17 protein-coding genes are annotated in these 14,861 nt (G+C 34.4%); 12 read left to right on the plus strand and 5 right to left on the minus strand.

The features are described from left to right. The first annotated feature begins 87 nt into the window (after window positions 1-87). Both DPQ31_RS09705 and DPQ31_RS09710 read left to right on the plus strand, forming a co-directional pair. Window positions 88-294 carry an alpha/beta-type small acid-soluble spore protein gene (locus DPQ31_RS09705; protein WP_000113546.1) on the plus strand — a complete coding sequence of 69 codons (207 nt, stop codon included), beginning with the start codon at window positions 88-90 and terminating at the stop codon, window positions 292-294. A gap of 238 nt (window positions 295-532) precedes the next feature. Then, window positions 533-1,762 carry a bacillibactin exporter BcbE gene (locus tag DPQ31_RS09710; protein ID WP_043322897.1) on the plus strand — a complete coding sequence of 410 codons (1,230 nt, stop codon included), beginning with the start codon at window positions 533-535 and terminating at the stop codon, window positions 1,760-1,762. Window positions 1,763-1,810: 48 nt separating this feature from the next. Here the strand turns inward: DPQ31_RS09710 and DPQ31_RS09715 are convergent, their stop codons facing one another. After that, window positions 1,811-2,428 carry a LysE/ArgO family amino acid transporter gene (locus DPQ31_RS09715; protein WP_001287314.1) on the minus strand — a complete coding sequence of 206 codons (618 nt, stop codon included), beginning with the start codon at window positions 2,426-2,428 and terminating at the stop codon, window positions 1,811-1,813. Between the two features lie 119 nt (window positions 2,429-2,547). On the opposite strand from DPQ31_RS09715, the gene DPQ31_RS09720 reads away from it, so the two are divergent. Beyond that, window positions 2,548-3,993 carry an aminotransferase-like domain-containing protein gene (locus tag DPQ31_RS09720; RefSeq protein WP_106080521.1) on the plus strand — a complete coding sequence of 482 codons (1,446 nt, stop codon included), beginning with the start codon at window positions 2,548-2,550 and terminating at the stop codon, window positions 3,991-3,993. Between the two features lie 12 nt (window positions 3,994-4,005). Further along, on the plus strand, window positions 4,006-4,173 hold the full coding sequence (locus DPQ31_RS09725; RefSeq protein ID WP_000816372.1) for a DUF3933 family protein: 168 nt from the start codon (window positions 4,006-4,008) through the stop codon (window positions 4,171-4,173). A 105-nt stretch (window positions 4,174-4,278) separates the two neighbouring features. On the opposite strand, the gene DPQ31_RS09730 is transcribed toward DPQ31_RS09725, so the two are convergent. Both DPQ31_RS09730 and DPQ31_RS09735 read right to left on the minus strand, forming a co-directional pair. Then, window positions 4,279-5,244 carry a patatin-like phospholipase family protein gene (locus tag DPQ31_RS09730; RefSeq protein ID WP_199633764.1) on the minus strand — a complete coding sequence of 322 codons (966 nt, stop codon included), beginning with the start codon at window positions 5,242-5,244 and terminating at the stop codon, window positions 4,279-4,281. A gap of 81 nt (window positions 5,245-5,325) precedes the next feature. After that, on the minus strand, window positions 5,326-5,472 hold the full coding sequence (locus DPQ31_RS09735; protein WP_070173045.1) for a YjcZ family sporulation protein: 147 nt from the start codon (window positions 5,470-5,472) through the stop codon (window positions 5,326-5,328). 224 nt (window positions 5,473-5,696) lie between these two features. On the opposite strand from DPQ31_RS09735, the gene DPQ31_RS09740 reads away from it, so the two are divergent. From DPQ31_RS09740 to DPQ31_RS09755, 4 genes are all read left to right on the plus strand, one after another. After that, on the plus strand, window positions 5,697-6,449 hold the full coding sequence (locus DPQ31_RS09740) for a YwqG family protein (RefSeq protein ID WP_208731830.1): 753 nt from the start codon (window positions 5,697-5,699) through the stop codon (window positions 6,447-6,449). A gap of 150 nt (window positions 6,450-6,599) precedes the next feature. Further along, entirely contained in the window at window positions 6,600-7,760 is a 1,161-nt protein-coding gene (locus tag DPQ31_RS09745; RefSeq protein ID WP_097953348.1) for a transglutaminase domain-containing protein, read from the plus strand. 101 nt (window positions 7,761-7,861) lie between these two features. Beyond that, complete coding sequence (locus tag DPQ31_RS09750) at window positions 7,862-8,059, plus strand: DUF4083 domain-containing protein (protein ID WP_098000856.1); 198 nt, start codon at window positions 7,862-7,864, stop codon at window positions 8,057-8,059. Window positions 8,060-8,188: 129 nt separating this feature from the next. Next, complete coding sequence (locus tag DPQ31_RS09755) at window positions 8,189-8,650, plus strand: NUDIX hydrolase (RefSeq protein WP_208731831.1); 462 nt, start codon at window positions 8,189-8,191, stop codon at window positions 8,648-8,650. A 42-nt stretch (window positions 8,651-8,692) separates the two neighbouring features. Here DPQ31_RS09755 and nadE read toward each other — a convergent pair whose 3' ends face one another. Then, a complete protein-coding gene (nadE, locus tag DPQ31_RS09760; protein WP_208731832.1) occupies window positions 8,693-9,511 on the minus strand; it encodes an NAD(+) synthase in 819 nt (272 codons plus the stop codon). A 273-nt stretch (window positions 9,512-9,784) separates the two neighbouring features. On the opposite strand from nadE, the gene DPQ31_RS09765 reads away from it, so the two are divergent. From DPQ31_RS09765 to DPQ31_RS09775, 3 genes are all read left to right on the plus strand, one after another. Next, the gene (locus DPQ31_RS09765; protein WP_208731833.1) at window positions 9,785-11,665 is read left to right on the plus strand and encodes an FtsX-like permease family protein; all 1,881 of its coding nucleotides are present in this window, start codon (window positions 9,785-9,787) and stop codon (window positions 11,663-11,665) included. Between the two features lie 114 nt (window positions 11,666-11,779). Further along, on the plus strand, window positions 11,780-12,067 hold the full coding sequence (locus DPQ31_RS09770) for an AbrB/MazE/SpoVT family DNA-binding domain-containing protein (protein WP_208731834.1): 288 nt from the start codon (window positions 11,780-11,782) through the stop codon (window positions 12,065-12,067). Between the two features lie 260 nt (window positions 12,068-12,327). Next, a complete protein-coding gene (locus DPQ31_RS09775) occupies window positions 12,328-13,278 on the plus strand; it encodes a serine protease (protein WP_001089053.1) in 951 nt (316 codons plus the stop codon). A 40-nt stretch (window positions 13,279-13,318) separates the two neighbouring features. Here DPQ31_RS09775 and DPQ31_RS09780 read toward each other — a convergent pair whose 3' ends face one another. Further along, the gene (locus tag DPQ31_RS09780; RefSeq protein WP_208731835.1) at window positions 13,319-13,627 is read right to left on the minus strand and encodes an ArsR/SmtB family transcription factor; all 309 of its coding nucleotides are present in this window, start codon (window positions 13,625-13,627) and stop codon (window positions 13,319-13,321) included. Window positions 13,628-13,734: 107 nt separating this feature from the next. Here DPQ31_RS09780 and DPQ31_RS09785 point away from each other — a divergent pair, with 107 nt between their 5' ends. Next, window positions 13,735-14,670, plus strand: coding sequence for an aldo/keto reductase (locus DPQ31_RS09785; RefSeq protein ID WP_208731836.1), 936 nt, complete (start codon window positions 13,735-13,737; stop codon window positions 14,668-14,670). The last annotated feature ends 191 nt before the right edge of the window (window positions 14,671-14,861 follow it).

Consider the following 14,861-nt stretch of genomic DNA (forward strand, 5'->3'; position numbering starts at 1 on the left):
TTTTATAGTTAAAAATAACCAAAAATTACCATGTATTTAAATTCGAATTTGGCACAATTTATATATATATCAAGGAGGTGATTGGTAATGGCTAGAAATCGTAATTCTAATCAATTAGCATCACATGGAGCACAAGCGGCTCTAGATCAAATGAAATATGAAATTGCACAAGAGTTTGGTGTACAACTTGGAGCTGAAACTTCTTCACGTGCAAACGGTTCTGTAGGTGGTGAAATCACGAAACGCCTTGTAGCGATGGCAGAACAACAACTTGGTGGCGGATATACTCGCTAAATGTAGAAGGTTATAGGAGAAAGGAAGGATTCTTCCTTTCTTTTTTTTTTTCAATTAATTGGTACGGATATATAGCGAACTGGATTCAAACAATAGGAATAATACTATATTTTACCCAATTTCTTTCGTTGTGAATGGGAAGTAGTAAAGATGTAATAGCCCTGGTGGAATGAAAAATTACGTTCCATCAGGGCTATTATATGGCAAGAAATATATGATGAAAGGTTCCGAAGTCAACATGTTAAAAAAAGAAAACTGTTGTTTAATTGCGCTTGCATCAGTTCCACTTGTTATGACATTAGGGAATTCAATGCTCATTCCAATACTGCCGACTATCGAAAAGAAATTACATATTTCATCGTTTCAAGTATCCATGATTATTACAATTTACTCCATAGTTGCAATTTTACTTATACCGATTGCTGGTTATTTATCAGATAGATGGGGACGGAAGATGGTAATGGTTCCGAGTTTACTGATTGCGGCTATCGGAGGAGCGGTAACTGGTTGGGTATCATGGAAAGTTGATAATCCCTACGTTTGGATACTTATCGGTAGAGCGATTCAAGGTATTGGTGCTGCTGGTGCAATGCCAGTTGTTATACCGTGTGTTGGTGATTTATACAAAGATGAAAAACAGGTTAGCGCAGGTTTAGGAATCATTGAGACATCAAATACATTTGGAAAAGTGCTCAGCCCTATTTTAGGATCTGCTCTAGCTGCCATTGTATGGTTCTTACCATTTTGGGCGATTCCAGTTTTATGTGTAGTATCGATTGTTTTATTACTGGTACTAGTAAAAGCAAAAAAACAAGAAGGAGAAGTACCACCATTAAAAGAGTTTATTCAAGCTATTATCTCTACGTTTCGAGAAAAGGGAAGATGGTTAATTGCCATTTTTGCACTAGGTGCAATTATAATGCTTATTTTATTCGGAATTCTCTTTTATTTGTCTACTATACTGGAGTCAAAGTATGACATTCATGGTATATGGAAAGGGTGTGTACTTGCTATTCCTTTGCTTGTATTATCGATTAGTTCATATATGGCTGGTAAAAAAATTGGAGATAATCAAAATGTTATGAAGAAGTGTATTTATATTGGCTTTTTACTGGCTGCGGCATCAGTCATAATCCCTTTATTTATAAAAGGGATCTATTTACTACTTCTATGTCTCGTTATTATGGGAGTAGGAATTGGTATGGCACTCCCATGTTTAGATGCCCTAATTACACAAGGGATTGAAAAGGAGCAGAGAGGCACGGTTACGTCATTTTATAGTTCGATGCGATTTATCGGTGTAGCAGCTGGACCACCCCTATATTCATTTTTTATGAAAGGGTCGGACCATGAAGTGTTTTATTTGACAAGTATTTTCGCTGTTATTGGTGCCGTTATAGCAATGATTTGGATTAAACCAGCAAAAGATGAAAAGGCAATAAAACAGAAGCCAGAACCGACTGCATAATTTGAAATAGGATTGCATGACCTATAATTAGCGTGCAATCCTATTAATTTAGTTAGGGAAAATAACTTGTTTTAACATATAAAGTGCGACTCCCCATATGACGAGGCCTGAAATTTTGTTTAATAATACGATTGCCTTTCCAGTTGAGTCTAGCCTCTTTAAAAACTTTCCAGCTAAAGCTAAGCTAATAAACCAAATCCAAGAAATGATAATCGTTGCAGATGTAAAAGCCCATTTTTCACTTCCTATATATTGAATAGAATTTGTCCCAATTACACCGATTGTATCTAAAATCGCATGTGGATTTAATAACGAAACCGATACAGCGAAAATAATTTGTTTTTTTAAAGGCATGCTTTTTTCTTGTTTTACATCTTTGGAAGGCTTACTTCTCCAAATAACGAAGCCCATATATATGAGAAAGATAAATCCAATCGTATATAATGTCGTCGTTAGCCAAGAAAAAGTAAGGAGTACAAGGGATACACCCTGTACTGCAATTAATATTAGTAACGTATCACATAGAGAAGCAGTTAATACTACAGGGGCTGCCCTCCAAATATTAGGTTGGCTCGCACCTTGGTTAAATACGAAAACATTTTGGACACCTAATGGAATGATAAGGCCAAATGCAAGGATGATACCGTGAATAATCGCTTCACTCATTATATTACCTCCTACTTTAATTCATTATGATAGTGTATATTGTATAGAAGAAATGAAAATTTGTATCCATCCATATGGTTGGGGAGGTCACCAACCAAAAAGAATGTAAGGTGATATGTATGATGGAAAGATTAGTTTGGAAGCCTGATATGTCTTTAGCGTCTCCTTTGTATAAACAAATAGAAACGTATATAAAAGAAAGAATCGTTAATGGAGAATGGACTGTTGGAACAAAGTTACCTTCACAAAGAGATTTGGCACATACATTTGGTGTGAATCGAAGTACAATTGTAATGGCTTTCGATGAACTAGCAGTAAAAGGGTACATTGAGGGAAATGGCCGAAAGGGAACGATTGTTGTAAATAATAATGAGAACACTTCAACATATGCTCCGCCTCCTAATTGGCAGTCTTATGTAGAAACAGGGCTTCATTATCCGAACCTTCCTGCTATTCAAGATATTAATCAAGCTGAATTTTATCCGCATGTAATTCGTTTAGGAACAGGTGAACTCGCGCCGAGTCTCTTACCTGAAAAAAAGATGAAACTAATAATGAATAAGCTGTTGCAATCAAACGTGCCACTTGGGTATGAAGAGCCGAAAGGAAATCTCTATTTAAGGGAGAAAATTGCGGGCTACTTAAAAGGGCATGGTGTATATGTATCTCCTGATTCTATTTTAATTGTTTCAGGAGCAATTCAAGCGTTGCAACTTATTTCTATGGGGCTTCTTCCGAAAGGGGCATCGATTTTACTAGAAAAACCATCCTATTTATATTCGCTTAATGTTTTTCAATCAGCAGGAATGCGTTTAATTGGAATACCAATGGATGAGAATGGATTAAATGCATCATATATTGCGAAATATAAGAAGCAATTTAACGCATCTATTTTATATACAATTCCGTCTTTTCATAATCCGACGAACTTTAGTATGAATGCAGAGAAGCGGAAAGAAGTAATGGAGATATGTAATGAAATTGGATTGCCTATTATAGAGGACGCAGTGTATCAAGACTTATGGTTTGATGAGCCTGTTTCAAAGCCTTTAAAAGCATATGATAAAAACGGAATTGTACTACATATCGGGAGTATGTCTAAAGTGATTAGTCCAGGTTTAAGAATTGGATGGATTGTTGGACCTGAATCAGTAATTCAAAGGTTGGCAGATATAAAAATGCAAACAGATTATGGTTCGAGTTCTATATCCCAGCAAATTGCAGCAGAATGGTTTACAAATGGATTATATGATGAACATTTACAGTTTGTAAGAAATGAATTGAAGAAACGTAGAGATTTTATGTTACATATGTTAGAGAAATATTGTCGTGAAATAGCAACATGGTATGAACCGACAGGTGGTTTTTATATTTGGTTACATATGAATGTACCCGTTTCGAATCGTAGCTTATTTGACAAAGCTTTACAAGAAAAGATTTTATTAAATCCAGGTACTTTGTATGATAGAAGTGCAAACCAATTTTTGCGACTATCGTATTCATATGCAACGTTAGAAGAAATTGAAATAGGTATAAAAAAACTTGCACAACTAATTAAAATGTAAAAGGAGAAAGTAATGAAACAATATGTAATTTGCCAAATTATCGATGGAGATAAATATTTAGCTGCTTATGCAGAGACGAAGCAGGACGCAGTCGAAAAAGCAGAACTGCTAGGATTAAGAACGGGAAATCGTTACATAGTAATTACCGCGGAAGAAGCGAAAGGGTTAACTTATCCGTAAGCAATGTGTGGGGTACGTAGTCGGTAAATAAGCCTAGTAATATATGAAATTACTAGGCTTATTTAATATTAAAGCGTCAAGAAATCCCGTATGAAAATAAAAATATTATGAGTCAAGCTGACGGAAAAATCTATTGGTTTTGCGATCTTGATTTCCATTTCTATATTCATCAACATATTGTCTGAAGTTCCAAGATTGTAAAAACTTATTTGCGGAGTTATAACCAGAATTGTAAAGCCATTCTTTTTCCTCTTTCGTTAATTCAAAATTTGTACTTGTAATCGTCCCTGTAGGAATTGTAATTGTTCTTGCTTTTGATTCTTTATCTAAATGCCGTAAATCATGAGCTTGCATCATTGTTTTAAATAGTCCTTTGAACATGGAAATGGGCTCTTTATAATGGGCGGGATCAGCTTGAATTTCATCTTTTACAAAATGAAATCCAAAAGTTGGCCAGCGAGGTGAGGTAGGGGAGTCAAAAATCCAAATGGGATAATTGCTTAAAATCCCACCATCAACCATATAACAAGGTTGTTTCCATTTTGGTGTTCTCCATTTTACTGGTTCAAAGAAGAAAGGAATGGTACTACTCATTCTTACTGCCTTAGCAATCGAGAAGCGATAATTTAAAAATCCGTAGTTTGGCAAGTCATCGGGAAAGACAACCATTTTACCGTTGCTTATATCAGAAGCAATAATTTTAAGTTTGTTTAAATCAGGTAAATCTGTAAATAAGTGAACTCCTTTTTTTCGTAGTAATTCTTCAAGCCATTCTTCTATAAATAAATTGGAATAAATACCTAGAGTAGACCATGCACTTATTCCTTTACCGATAAACGGGATTCTATCAAGGAAAGTTTTCTTCATAAATTTGTTATAATCAATATCAGTTATAATTGTTTTTAATTCTGAACAAGAATAGCCAGCAGCTAAAAGAGCTGCAATAATAGCACCAGCCGATGTTCCAGCTACACGCTCCCATTCATACCCTTTTTCAGCTAACGCGCAAATTGCCCCTACATGTGCAATTCCACGCACACCGCCTCCTTCAAAAACACCATCAATTTTCATTGCACATACTTCCTTTCTAAAAATGAAAATGTAAAAAAAGCACGTAATATACGTGCTTTTTTACAATAGTTTTTAAGTTTACTAGCAGCCTGCAAAGCCGCCCCAACAGCTAGCTCCGATGATGATTAGAAGGATAAATAAAACGATTAATAAAGCGAAACCTCCATAACCACATCCACCACAACTACCGCCGTAACCGTAACCGCCGCAACTATATCCGTAACCCATGTGGAATTCCTCCTTAAATTAAAAATGAAAATGAACGAAGGGAAAATGTACTGGAAGGAATAAAGAACTATCGTGTTTGTAGGAACAATGTATACTATGCTTTTTTAAACTTGTTCGCGTATGAGGGATAAGCCCGTTTTTTGGAAGGCTTGTTGATTTTGTGATAAATGGAGTATAATCTTTGTGCTATGATACAAATAAGTATAGAGATGTAAGGAGAATATATGGATAACAAAATTGAAGTGTTAATTGATAAATATGGACTGACACATTTAAAAGAGGAACTTATTAATACTGTATTTCCTTGTGTAAAAGTTGTGCCTGAGCAGCAAGAAACGGTTGCGATTGGTAGTTCAAAAATGGGGGGAGCTCCTGATTTACCGGATACATTTGAATATCCAATGTATAAAGGAAATCCGTTACATTTTATCGCGCAATTTAATCTAAATGATTTACAAAACGTTCGTATGAATCACAATCTACCTAAGGCAGGAATGGTATATTTCTTTAGCATTGAAAATTATTTTGAAGAAGATGTGAATCCAATGGAAGCTGGGCGCGTACTTTATTATGATGTTCCAGTAGAGCAATTACGAAGAGCGGATGAAACGCAAGCGAAATATAATCAATGCGCAATTACTTTTGAACTGACGTATAAATTACCAGAACTTTTCATTGAAGATGAGGCCGATTCAGATCGTTTCTTGCAATTACTTGAAGAACTAATCCCAGATAACTACGATAACCATCAAATGTTTGGTGACCCATTCTCTGTACAAGAGGAAGTACTACATGAGACAGGAGAATATATGGGGATAGATCCACAGCAAATGACGCTTTTATTCCAAATCGATTCAGATCATAAAAATTGTAATATGGTTTGGGGAGAGTTAGGAATGTTATATTTCTGTATTGGTAATGAAGATTTGAAAAATCGACGTTTTGAAAATACATGCTGTGTGTTACAAACGTGTTAATAAAAAAGGTTGCTCTTTTTAAAAGAGCAACCTTTTTTATGTGAATTAATTAATATGCATAATCTCATATGACCTATTTTGAAAAGTATTGTATACTCTGAAACTATACGATACTTTTTCGTATAGTTATAGAATATAAGGAGTGACAAGATGGGAAAGACAAGTAAGTATATGACAGCTGCCGCACTTTGTTCAACGATTGTAATGGGAGGCTTACAATCGTCAACTGTATCTTATGCAGCTACGAATCCAACTGTAGTGACGACACAATCAGATGCAAAGTTATTAGATGATTTCAGAAAAGAATTAAAAAAACAGATTGATAATCGTGAAGAAAATATTACAATCACATATAAAACAAAAGATAGAGATGCTAGAAAGATTATGGACCAATTGTACGGCGAGTTTAATAAAATCGTAGATGCTGATGAGTATGTAAAATATAATGTAGCCTCTACTAGATATTCTATTAAAGGGATGCCAGGGAACTATTCGTTTACACTACAAGTGAAATACCGTGAATCAAAAGAGCAAACACAATATGTAAAATCTCAGGCGAAAGCAATTATAAGTTCAATTGTAAAGCCAGGAATGGATGCGCATGAAAAAGTAAAAGCTATTCATGATTATGTTGTGAAACATGTATCATACGACACTTCTTATCAAGCGTATACAGCATATGAAGCGTTAGCGAACCGTTCTGCTGTTTGCCAAGGGTATACATTATTAACATATGAATTACTAAAAGAAGCAGGTATTCAAAATCATATTGTAACTGGTACAGGAAATGGACAAGCTCATGCATGGAATTTAGTGAACATTGAAAACAAATGGTACCATCTTGATACTACATTCGATGATCCAGTACCAGACAAAGCTGGACGTGTAACATATTCATATTTTAATATGTCTGACGACCAATTAAGTAAAGACCATGACTGGGATCGTAGTAAATATCCAGCAGCAACTACAAGTTACTTTGGTGAGTTAACAAACAAAATAAAAGCTGGTAGTTCAAAAAACGTTGTATATGAGCAAATGTTAAAAGAAACAAATTTACAATACTTATCTGCACAATACGGAGCGGAAAATTATAATGAATTTAAGCAAAAGTTGCAGCAACAATTTGCTAGTAAACCAGAAAAGGTAGAAGTACGATATAAGCAGTCCATGGATGGAACAATGCAAGATATAAAGAAAGTATTAAATGAAATAAATTGGCCAAAAGGTGCAAAGCGTGTATCTTATCAAGTAGCACCATATAGTGCAATGGCAGGTTATTCATTAGCGACAATTACATTTACGTATTAAGTAATGAAGAAGAGCATCTGTAAAAGGTGCTCTTTTTATTATGTATCGTTTTAAAAAACAGAATTGTGTGATAAAATAAAAAGGAAGGATGTGGAATTTAAATGGATTTGTTCGAAAGTAATATATTTATATTGATATATACTTGTTTAATAATCGAACTTATCGTTTTGTTTTTCCTATCATTTACTTTGTTTATTAGAAGATTATTGCAAAGTAGCGCTGCAAAAAAACAACATGTTATCAATATGAATCAGAAGCTAGATCGAATTATTGAATTGCTAGAAATAAATAAGAAGTAAAGTGAAGGCTTTTACGAGCAGTTGATCTCCCACCTAATTTCTTTGCTTCCGCTACATTTTGAGGTGGGGATCTTACTGCCTGGCAAATAGCGAGATAACGATGGAAGACGTATGAAAAGAGGAAAAGAAATGGCCGATTATATAAAAGAATTACGTGAAAAAGTAGGACATGATTATGTTTTCTTAAACTTTGCGGGTGGTTTTGTGTTTAATAAAGAGGGAGAAGTATTACTGCAAAAAAGAGGAGACTTTAATGCTTGGGGCCTTCCAGGTGGCGCAATGGAGATAGGAGAGTCGGCTGCGGAAACTGCGATTCGAGAAATAAAAGAAGAAACTGGGTATGATGTAGAAATACATGAGCTTATTGGAGTGTATACAAAATATTTTCAAACATATCCAAATGGAGATAAAGCACAGACAATTGTGATGTGCTTTTCATGCTCAATAGTTGGAGGGAATAAAAAAATAGACGGTGATGAGACGTTAGATTTAAAATTTTTCCCATTAGACAAAATGCCTCCGTTATTTTGTAAACAACATGAAGATTGCTTGCAAGATTTATTGGAGAAAAGAGTAGGGGTATATCGCTAACATATAAAAAAGAAGCTAAAAGATTAGCTTCTTTTTTATGTTTTATTTCCACCAATCATCAAACATTGACGCTGGTACTTGTCTTTTATGTTCACTCACTGTGTAACGCTTTTCGATTTTTTCTGCAACGTCAGCTGGAACTGATTTACCCTCTAAATAATCATCTAATTGATCGTAAGTAATGCCTAATTCTGTTTCATCAGCTTGACCTGGCTTTTCATCTAATAAATCAGCTGTTGGCATTTTTAAGTAAAGTCGCTCATCTGCACCTAACTCTTGTAATAAAGCACGTCCTTGGCGCTTCGTTAACCCCGTTAATGGTAATAAATCTGCACCACCATCTCCGAATTTTGTAAAGAATCCTGTTACAGCTTCTGCAGCATGATCTGTTCCGATAACAAGTAGACCTTTTTGTCCACCAATTGCATATTGTGTAACCATACGGATACGAGCTTTCACGTTACCTTTATTGAAATCAGTTAATGATTCACCTAATAAGTTCTCGTATTGATTTGAAAAAGCATCAACGGTTGAAGCGATATCAAATGCAGTTGATTGATCAGCTTGAATAAATTGTAATGCTAATTGTGCGTCATCTTCATCCTTTTGCACTTTGTAAGGAAGACGTACAGCGATAAACGTTGCGTTACCACCTTCGTTACGAATTTCTTCAACTGCAAGCTGTGCTAAACGTCCTGCTAATGTAGAGTCTTGGCCGCCGCTAATTCCAAGTACAAATCCTTTCGCACCTGTTTTTTTTACATAATCTTTTAAGAAATCAACTCGTTTACGAATTTCTACTTTCGGATAAATTACAGGCTGAACATGTAATGCTTTCATAATCTGTTCTTGTAATGTCATTATGTTTTCCTCCTATTCATATTAAAGCGGTAAATAAAAAATTTTTATGTATATATTGGTACATACTTCTATCCTTTATTATTTCGCAAAACTAACGAATATACAATAGGATGTGTGTATGAATATGAATGTAGTCATTATAATGAAACTGTTTCGTTTAAGCAATTTTTTTACCTTTCAAAAATGTAAGGTTTTTGTCATTTGAATCGATGGAAGGTATTTCCCTACTTTACTACTATAAAAGCATAGTTAGTAGAAGGGCGGAGAAGTAATATGAACATTAGAGAACTCGCATATCGGAATGTAACGCGAAATAGACGGACATATTCAGCATATTTTTTGAGTAGTGCATTTGCAATTATGGCCTTTTTTGTATATTCGTTTTTTGCGTTTCATCCGGCATTAAGTGCAGGAGAATTAGGTCAGTATGTATTTGTAAGTATGTCGTTTGCACAGTCTATTATTTACGTATTTACATTCTTCTTTATTTTATATTCAATGGGAATGTTTTTAAAAACGAGAAAGCGTGAACTAGGAATTTTAATGATGCTTGGTATGACGAAATATCAATTAAAGCGTCTTATCTTCTTTGAAAATATTATGATTGGAATAGGGGCAATTATTTTCGGGATTCTTTCAGGTATGTTGTTTTCAGGAGTATTAATTTTTGTAGCCCCAATGATATTAAAACTAGATATTTCCTTATCCTATTACATTCCAATGAAAGCAGTTGTTGTAACGAGTATTATGTTTTTCATATTATTTATGATTATTTCATTATTTAGTGCCGGAATGGTTCGTAAAAATAATATTATGAAATTGTTTAGAGGATCAGCAGAGGCGAAGCCAGAACCGAAAGCATCGAGTATTTCTTCTATATTAGCAGTAGTATTGCTTAGTGCTGGTTATACAGGCGCTCTTATGTCACATGGTGCTATGGTATTTGTGATGATGATTCCGGTTACAACGGTAGTCATTATTGGTACGTATTTGCTGTACAAGCAGTTGAGTGTCTTTATTATTCGGCTATGTAAAAAAAGTAAACGTTTCTATTGGACACAGACAAATATTATTACGTTGTCAGATTTAGCGTACCGTATGAGAGATAACGCAAGAATGTTCTTTATTGTAACGATAATTTCAACTGTAGCATTTTCGGCAATAGGTACATTAGTTGGCTTTGCATCAATGACGAAAGGGATTATGGAGAGACCAATTGCGTTTCATTACCACTCTAAGCAAGGGAATAGTAATGAATCACAGCATCTGAAGATCATCGATGAGGGACTAAAAAAACATAATATAGCAGCTTCAAAAACTAATATCTCATCGAAGAAAACGGAGGAGCAGTCATTAAGAAGCGCCATTTTTATAAAAGAATCAGAGTATAGGGGATATGCAAAGTTAACAGGAGAACCATTTAATACTGTAGCAAATAAAGAGGTTTTATTTTTGTCGGCCGAAATACCAGGACCACTGATGAAAGAAAGAAAAGAAATTACTTTACCTAATATGAATGAACATTTAAAAGTGAAAAAAGTTACTTCTTCTTCATTGGGGAAAATATTAAGAGGAAATGTTTATGTAATCCCTAATAATCAATATGATTCATTACAAGATGGATTTATAGAAACAAAAGATTATATGTATAAAACTGAAGGAATGAAAGATGAAATTGAGGTTGGTAAAGAACTTACGAGTCAGATGAAGCCTTATGAAGAACATGCAACGTTTAGTGCAGAAGAGTACGAACAAAACCAAAGTTTACAAATCGCAGGACCAATTTTATTTGTAGGTTTCTTTATTGGTATTGTATTTTTCGTATGTGCAGGAAGCTTCCTTTACTTCCGTTTATTTTCTGATTTGGAGGATGATACTCGGTTATTTGAAATGATTCGAAAAGTTGGCTTAACGAGCGGGGAATTATCGAAAGTAGTTACAATTCGATTGGCACTTTTATTCTTCGTTCCGATAGGTGTTGCAACATTACACGGGGCAGTAGCGTTAACTGCGTTAGGACAGATGTTTGAGTACTCACTGTTTAAAGAAAATACAATTGTATTAAGTATTTTCGTAGGAATTCAAGTTGTATACTTCTTAATAATACGATCTCGTTATTTAAAACAATTGAAAGAGAGATTACGTATTCGTTAACTGTGTTTTTTTAACTTGAGTACAAAATTTTCTAAAAAGATACAAGTATTGCCAAAAAGTGATAAAATGGAAAAAGCGAGGTGGAAAATTAATAGAGAGTAAGGGGGGAGTAATATGAAAGCAACAGGAGTTATTCGAAAAGTAGACGAATTAGGGCGAATTGTTATTCCTAAAGAATTAAGAGATGTATTAGGGATACAAATTAAATCACCACTTGAAATTTTCGTAGATGAAGATAAAGTCATTTTACAAAAATATGAACCTTACAATGCTTGTCAAATAACAGGTGATGTTTCAGACCAGAACATATCATTAGCAAATGGAAACATTACTGTTAGTATAGATGGAGCGAAAAATTTAATAAAAGAAATAGAGAAGTTTTTAAAAAAAAGTGAGATTTAGTTTTCATTTATAATATTTTAAAGATTATATATGATTCTTTAAAAAAACTATAAAAGGGCCATTTAATGGTCCTTTTATTTTTATACATTCGTTGAATGATTTGAACTGTTATTGCCTGCAAAGCACGGGATAAATGTTGGTAAGTTATATTGAGAAACATTTGAAATGAAGGAAAATAGAACAGTTAAAACGAATGTTAAATGTAAACCTATTCAATAGTGGTCTGAAATGAAAATAATATATTTTCAGGAGGGATTACGATGAACAGTAGTACAGCGAATAAACAAAAAGGTATACAATTGATTCCGTTTACCGTAAATAAGGTGGTTGAACAAGTAAATGAAATTCCACCAGGTGTACAACTGATTAACGCTCCACAAGTATGGGAGAAGAGTGCGAAAGGAAAAGATGTTGTCGTTGCCGTATTAGATACAGGTTGTGATATTAATCATATAGATTTAAAAGATCGTATTATTGGTGGGAGAAATTTCACGAAAGATTATGAAGGAGATCCGAACATTTACCTTGATAATAACGGCCATGGGACTCATGTAGCGGGGACGATTGCAGCGACTGAAAATGATGTCGGTGTTTTAGGAGTCGCACCTCTTGCTAAAATGCTAGTGTTAAAGGTTTTAGCGGGAGATGGTTCTGGAAGCTATGAGCAAATTATTGAGGCGATTCATTACGCTGTAAATTGGAGAGGACCTAATAAAGAAGAAGTCAGAGTTATTTCAATGTCACTTGGTGGTCCGCAAGACGTTCCGGAATTACATGAAGCTATTCAAAATGCAGTAAATCAAGATGTTCTCGTTGTATGTGCTGCAGGAAATGATGGAGATTGTGATGATAATACGGAGGAACTAGATTTCCCAGGTGCTTATGCTGAAGTAATTGAAGTTGGTGCTGTCAATTTAGAGCGGAAAATCGCATGTTTTAGTAATTCAAATCAAGAAATTGATTTAGTAGCGCCAGGTGATGAAATATTATCTACGTATCCAGAGGGGAAATATGCTGTATTAAGTGGAACTTCAATGGCGACGCCGCATGTCGCTGGTGCATTAGCACTTCTCATTAAGCAGTGCGAAAGAGAATATGGCAGAAAGTTATCAGAGCCAGAAATTTACGCGCAACTTATTAAAAGAACTGTACCTTTAGGATATGAGCGTACATCTGAAGGGAATGGATTAATAGATCTATTAAAAGAATAACAAATACTAAAAAACATCTCATTTGTAAGTGAGATGTTTTTTAGTATGGCCCTGTCGCATGTAATACAACGTTTAATAAACCCGGGAATCTAGCATTTAAGTCATCTTCACGAATTGAAATGAAACGTTGTGTTCCTTCAAGACGTGTATACATGACACCTGATTCACGTAAAACTTTGAAATGGTGAGATAAAGTTGATTTTGCGATTGGAATGTTTAACGCACCACAAGATTGCTCATTTTTCGCTAGTAACATATTTACAATTTGTAAACGAATTTGGTCGCTAAGTGCATATAGGACAGAAGAAAATTGAATTTCTTCTCGATTTGGATGATAGAGTGTACGCATTTTTTCACCTACTTGTATAAGTTAATATATTTGCACTATAGCATATAAAGTGATATATTTCTATTGTTCAATTATATTCGAACAATAGAAATATAAGGGGAGAAAAAATGAAGTATATAAAATTGCAAAAGGCTGGACTAAATATTTCAAAGTTGGGTTTAGGTACAAATGCAGTAGGGGGGCATAATTTATATGTTGATGTGAATGAGGGAGAAGGAAAACGATTAATAGAAGAAGCAATCCTGCAAGGAATTACATTTTTTGATACAGCGGATTCATACGGTTTTGGTAGATCGGAGGAATTGATAGGAGAGGTATTAAAAGAGAAACGCCACGAGTTTGTACTTGCTACAAAAGGTGGAATTCAGCCGTTATTAAATGGAGAAACTTATATTAACAATGAACCAAGTTATTTAAGAAATGCTGTGGAGAATAGCTTAAGAAGATTACAGACTGATTATATTGATTTATATTATTTACATTTTACAAATCCTGAAACAAGTTACATAGATTCAATCGGAGAGCTTACTCGTTTAAAAGAAGAAGGGAAAATTCGTTCAATTGGAATATCGAATGTAAACATAGAACAATTAAAAGAAGCGAATCAACATGGTCATATTGATGTTGTACAATCGCCTTACAATATGTTAAATCGTACTGCCGAGGAAGAACTATTGCCGTATTGTATAAAAGAAGGTATTTCATTTATACCGTATGGGCCTCTAGCCTTTGGGATATTAGGTGGTAAATATACAGAAGATTTTGACTTTGATAAAGGGGATTGGCGTCAAAGTGTAAATCTATTTGAAGAAAATATATATAAAGGTAACTTTAAAAAAGTTGAAAAGTTAAAAGACGTAGCTAAAGAAAATAATATTGAATTGCCTCATTTAGCGTTAGCATGGTTATTAAATAAAGAAGGAATTGATACTGTTATACCTGGTGGAAAGCGGGCTGAGCAAATAAGAGAAAGTGTGAAAGCGGTGGATGTATCATTGAATGAAGGGGCAATGAAAGAAATCGAGTTAATATTAGAAGAGTAGTGAGGAAGGGGAAGATCGCATGCTAAGCTCCTTTTCTTTTATACTATATAAACAGCATATAGTATAAAAATAAAAAATCCCTATAAAGATAGGGATTTATATATCGGCATATAGTTCCTTGGAAAAGGATATACTTAGTTTAACATATAGGATTACTTATATTTGTGAAATAGATGTGAAAGTAATGTGAA

The sequence above is a fragment of the Bacillus sp. COPE52 genome, assembly GCF_003355115.1.
In the GTDB taxonomy this organism is placed as follows: domain Bacteria; phylum Bacillota; class Bacilli; order Bacillales; family Bacillaceae_G; genus Bacillus_A; species Bacillus_A toyonensis.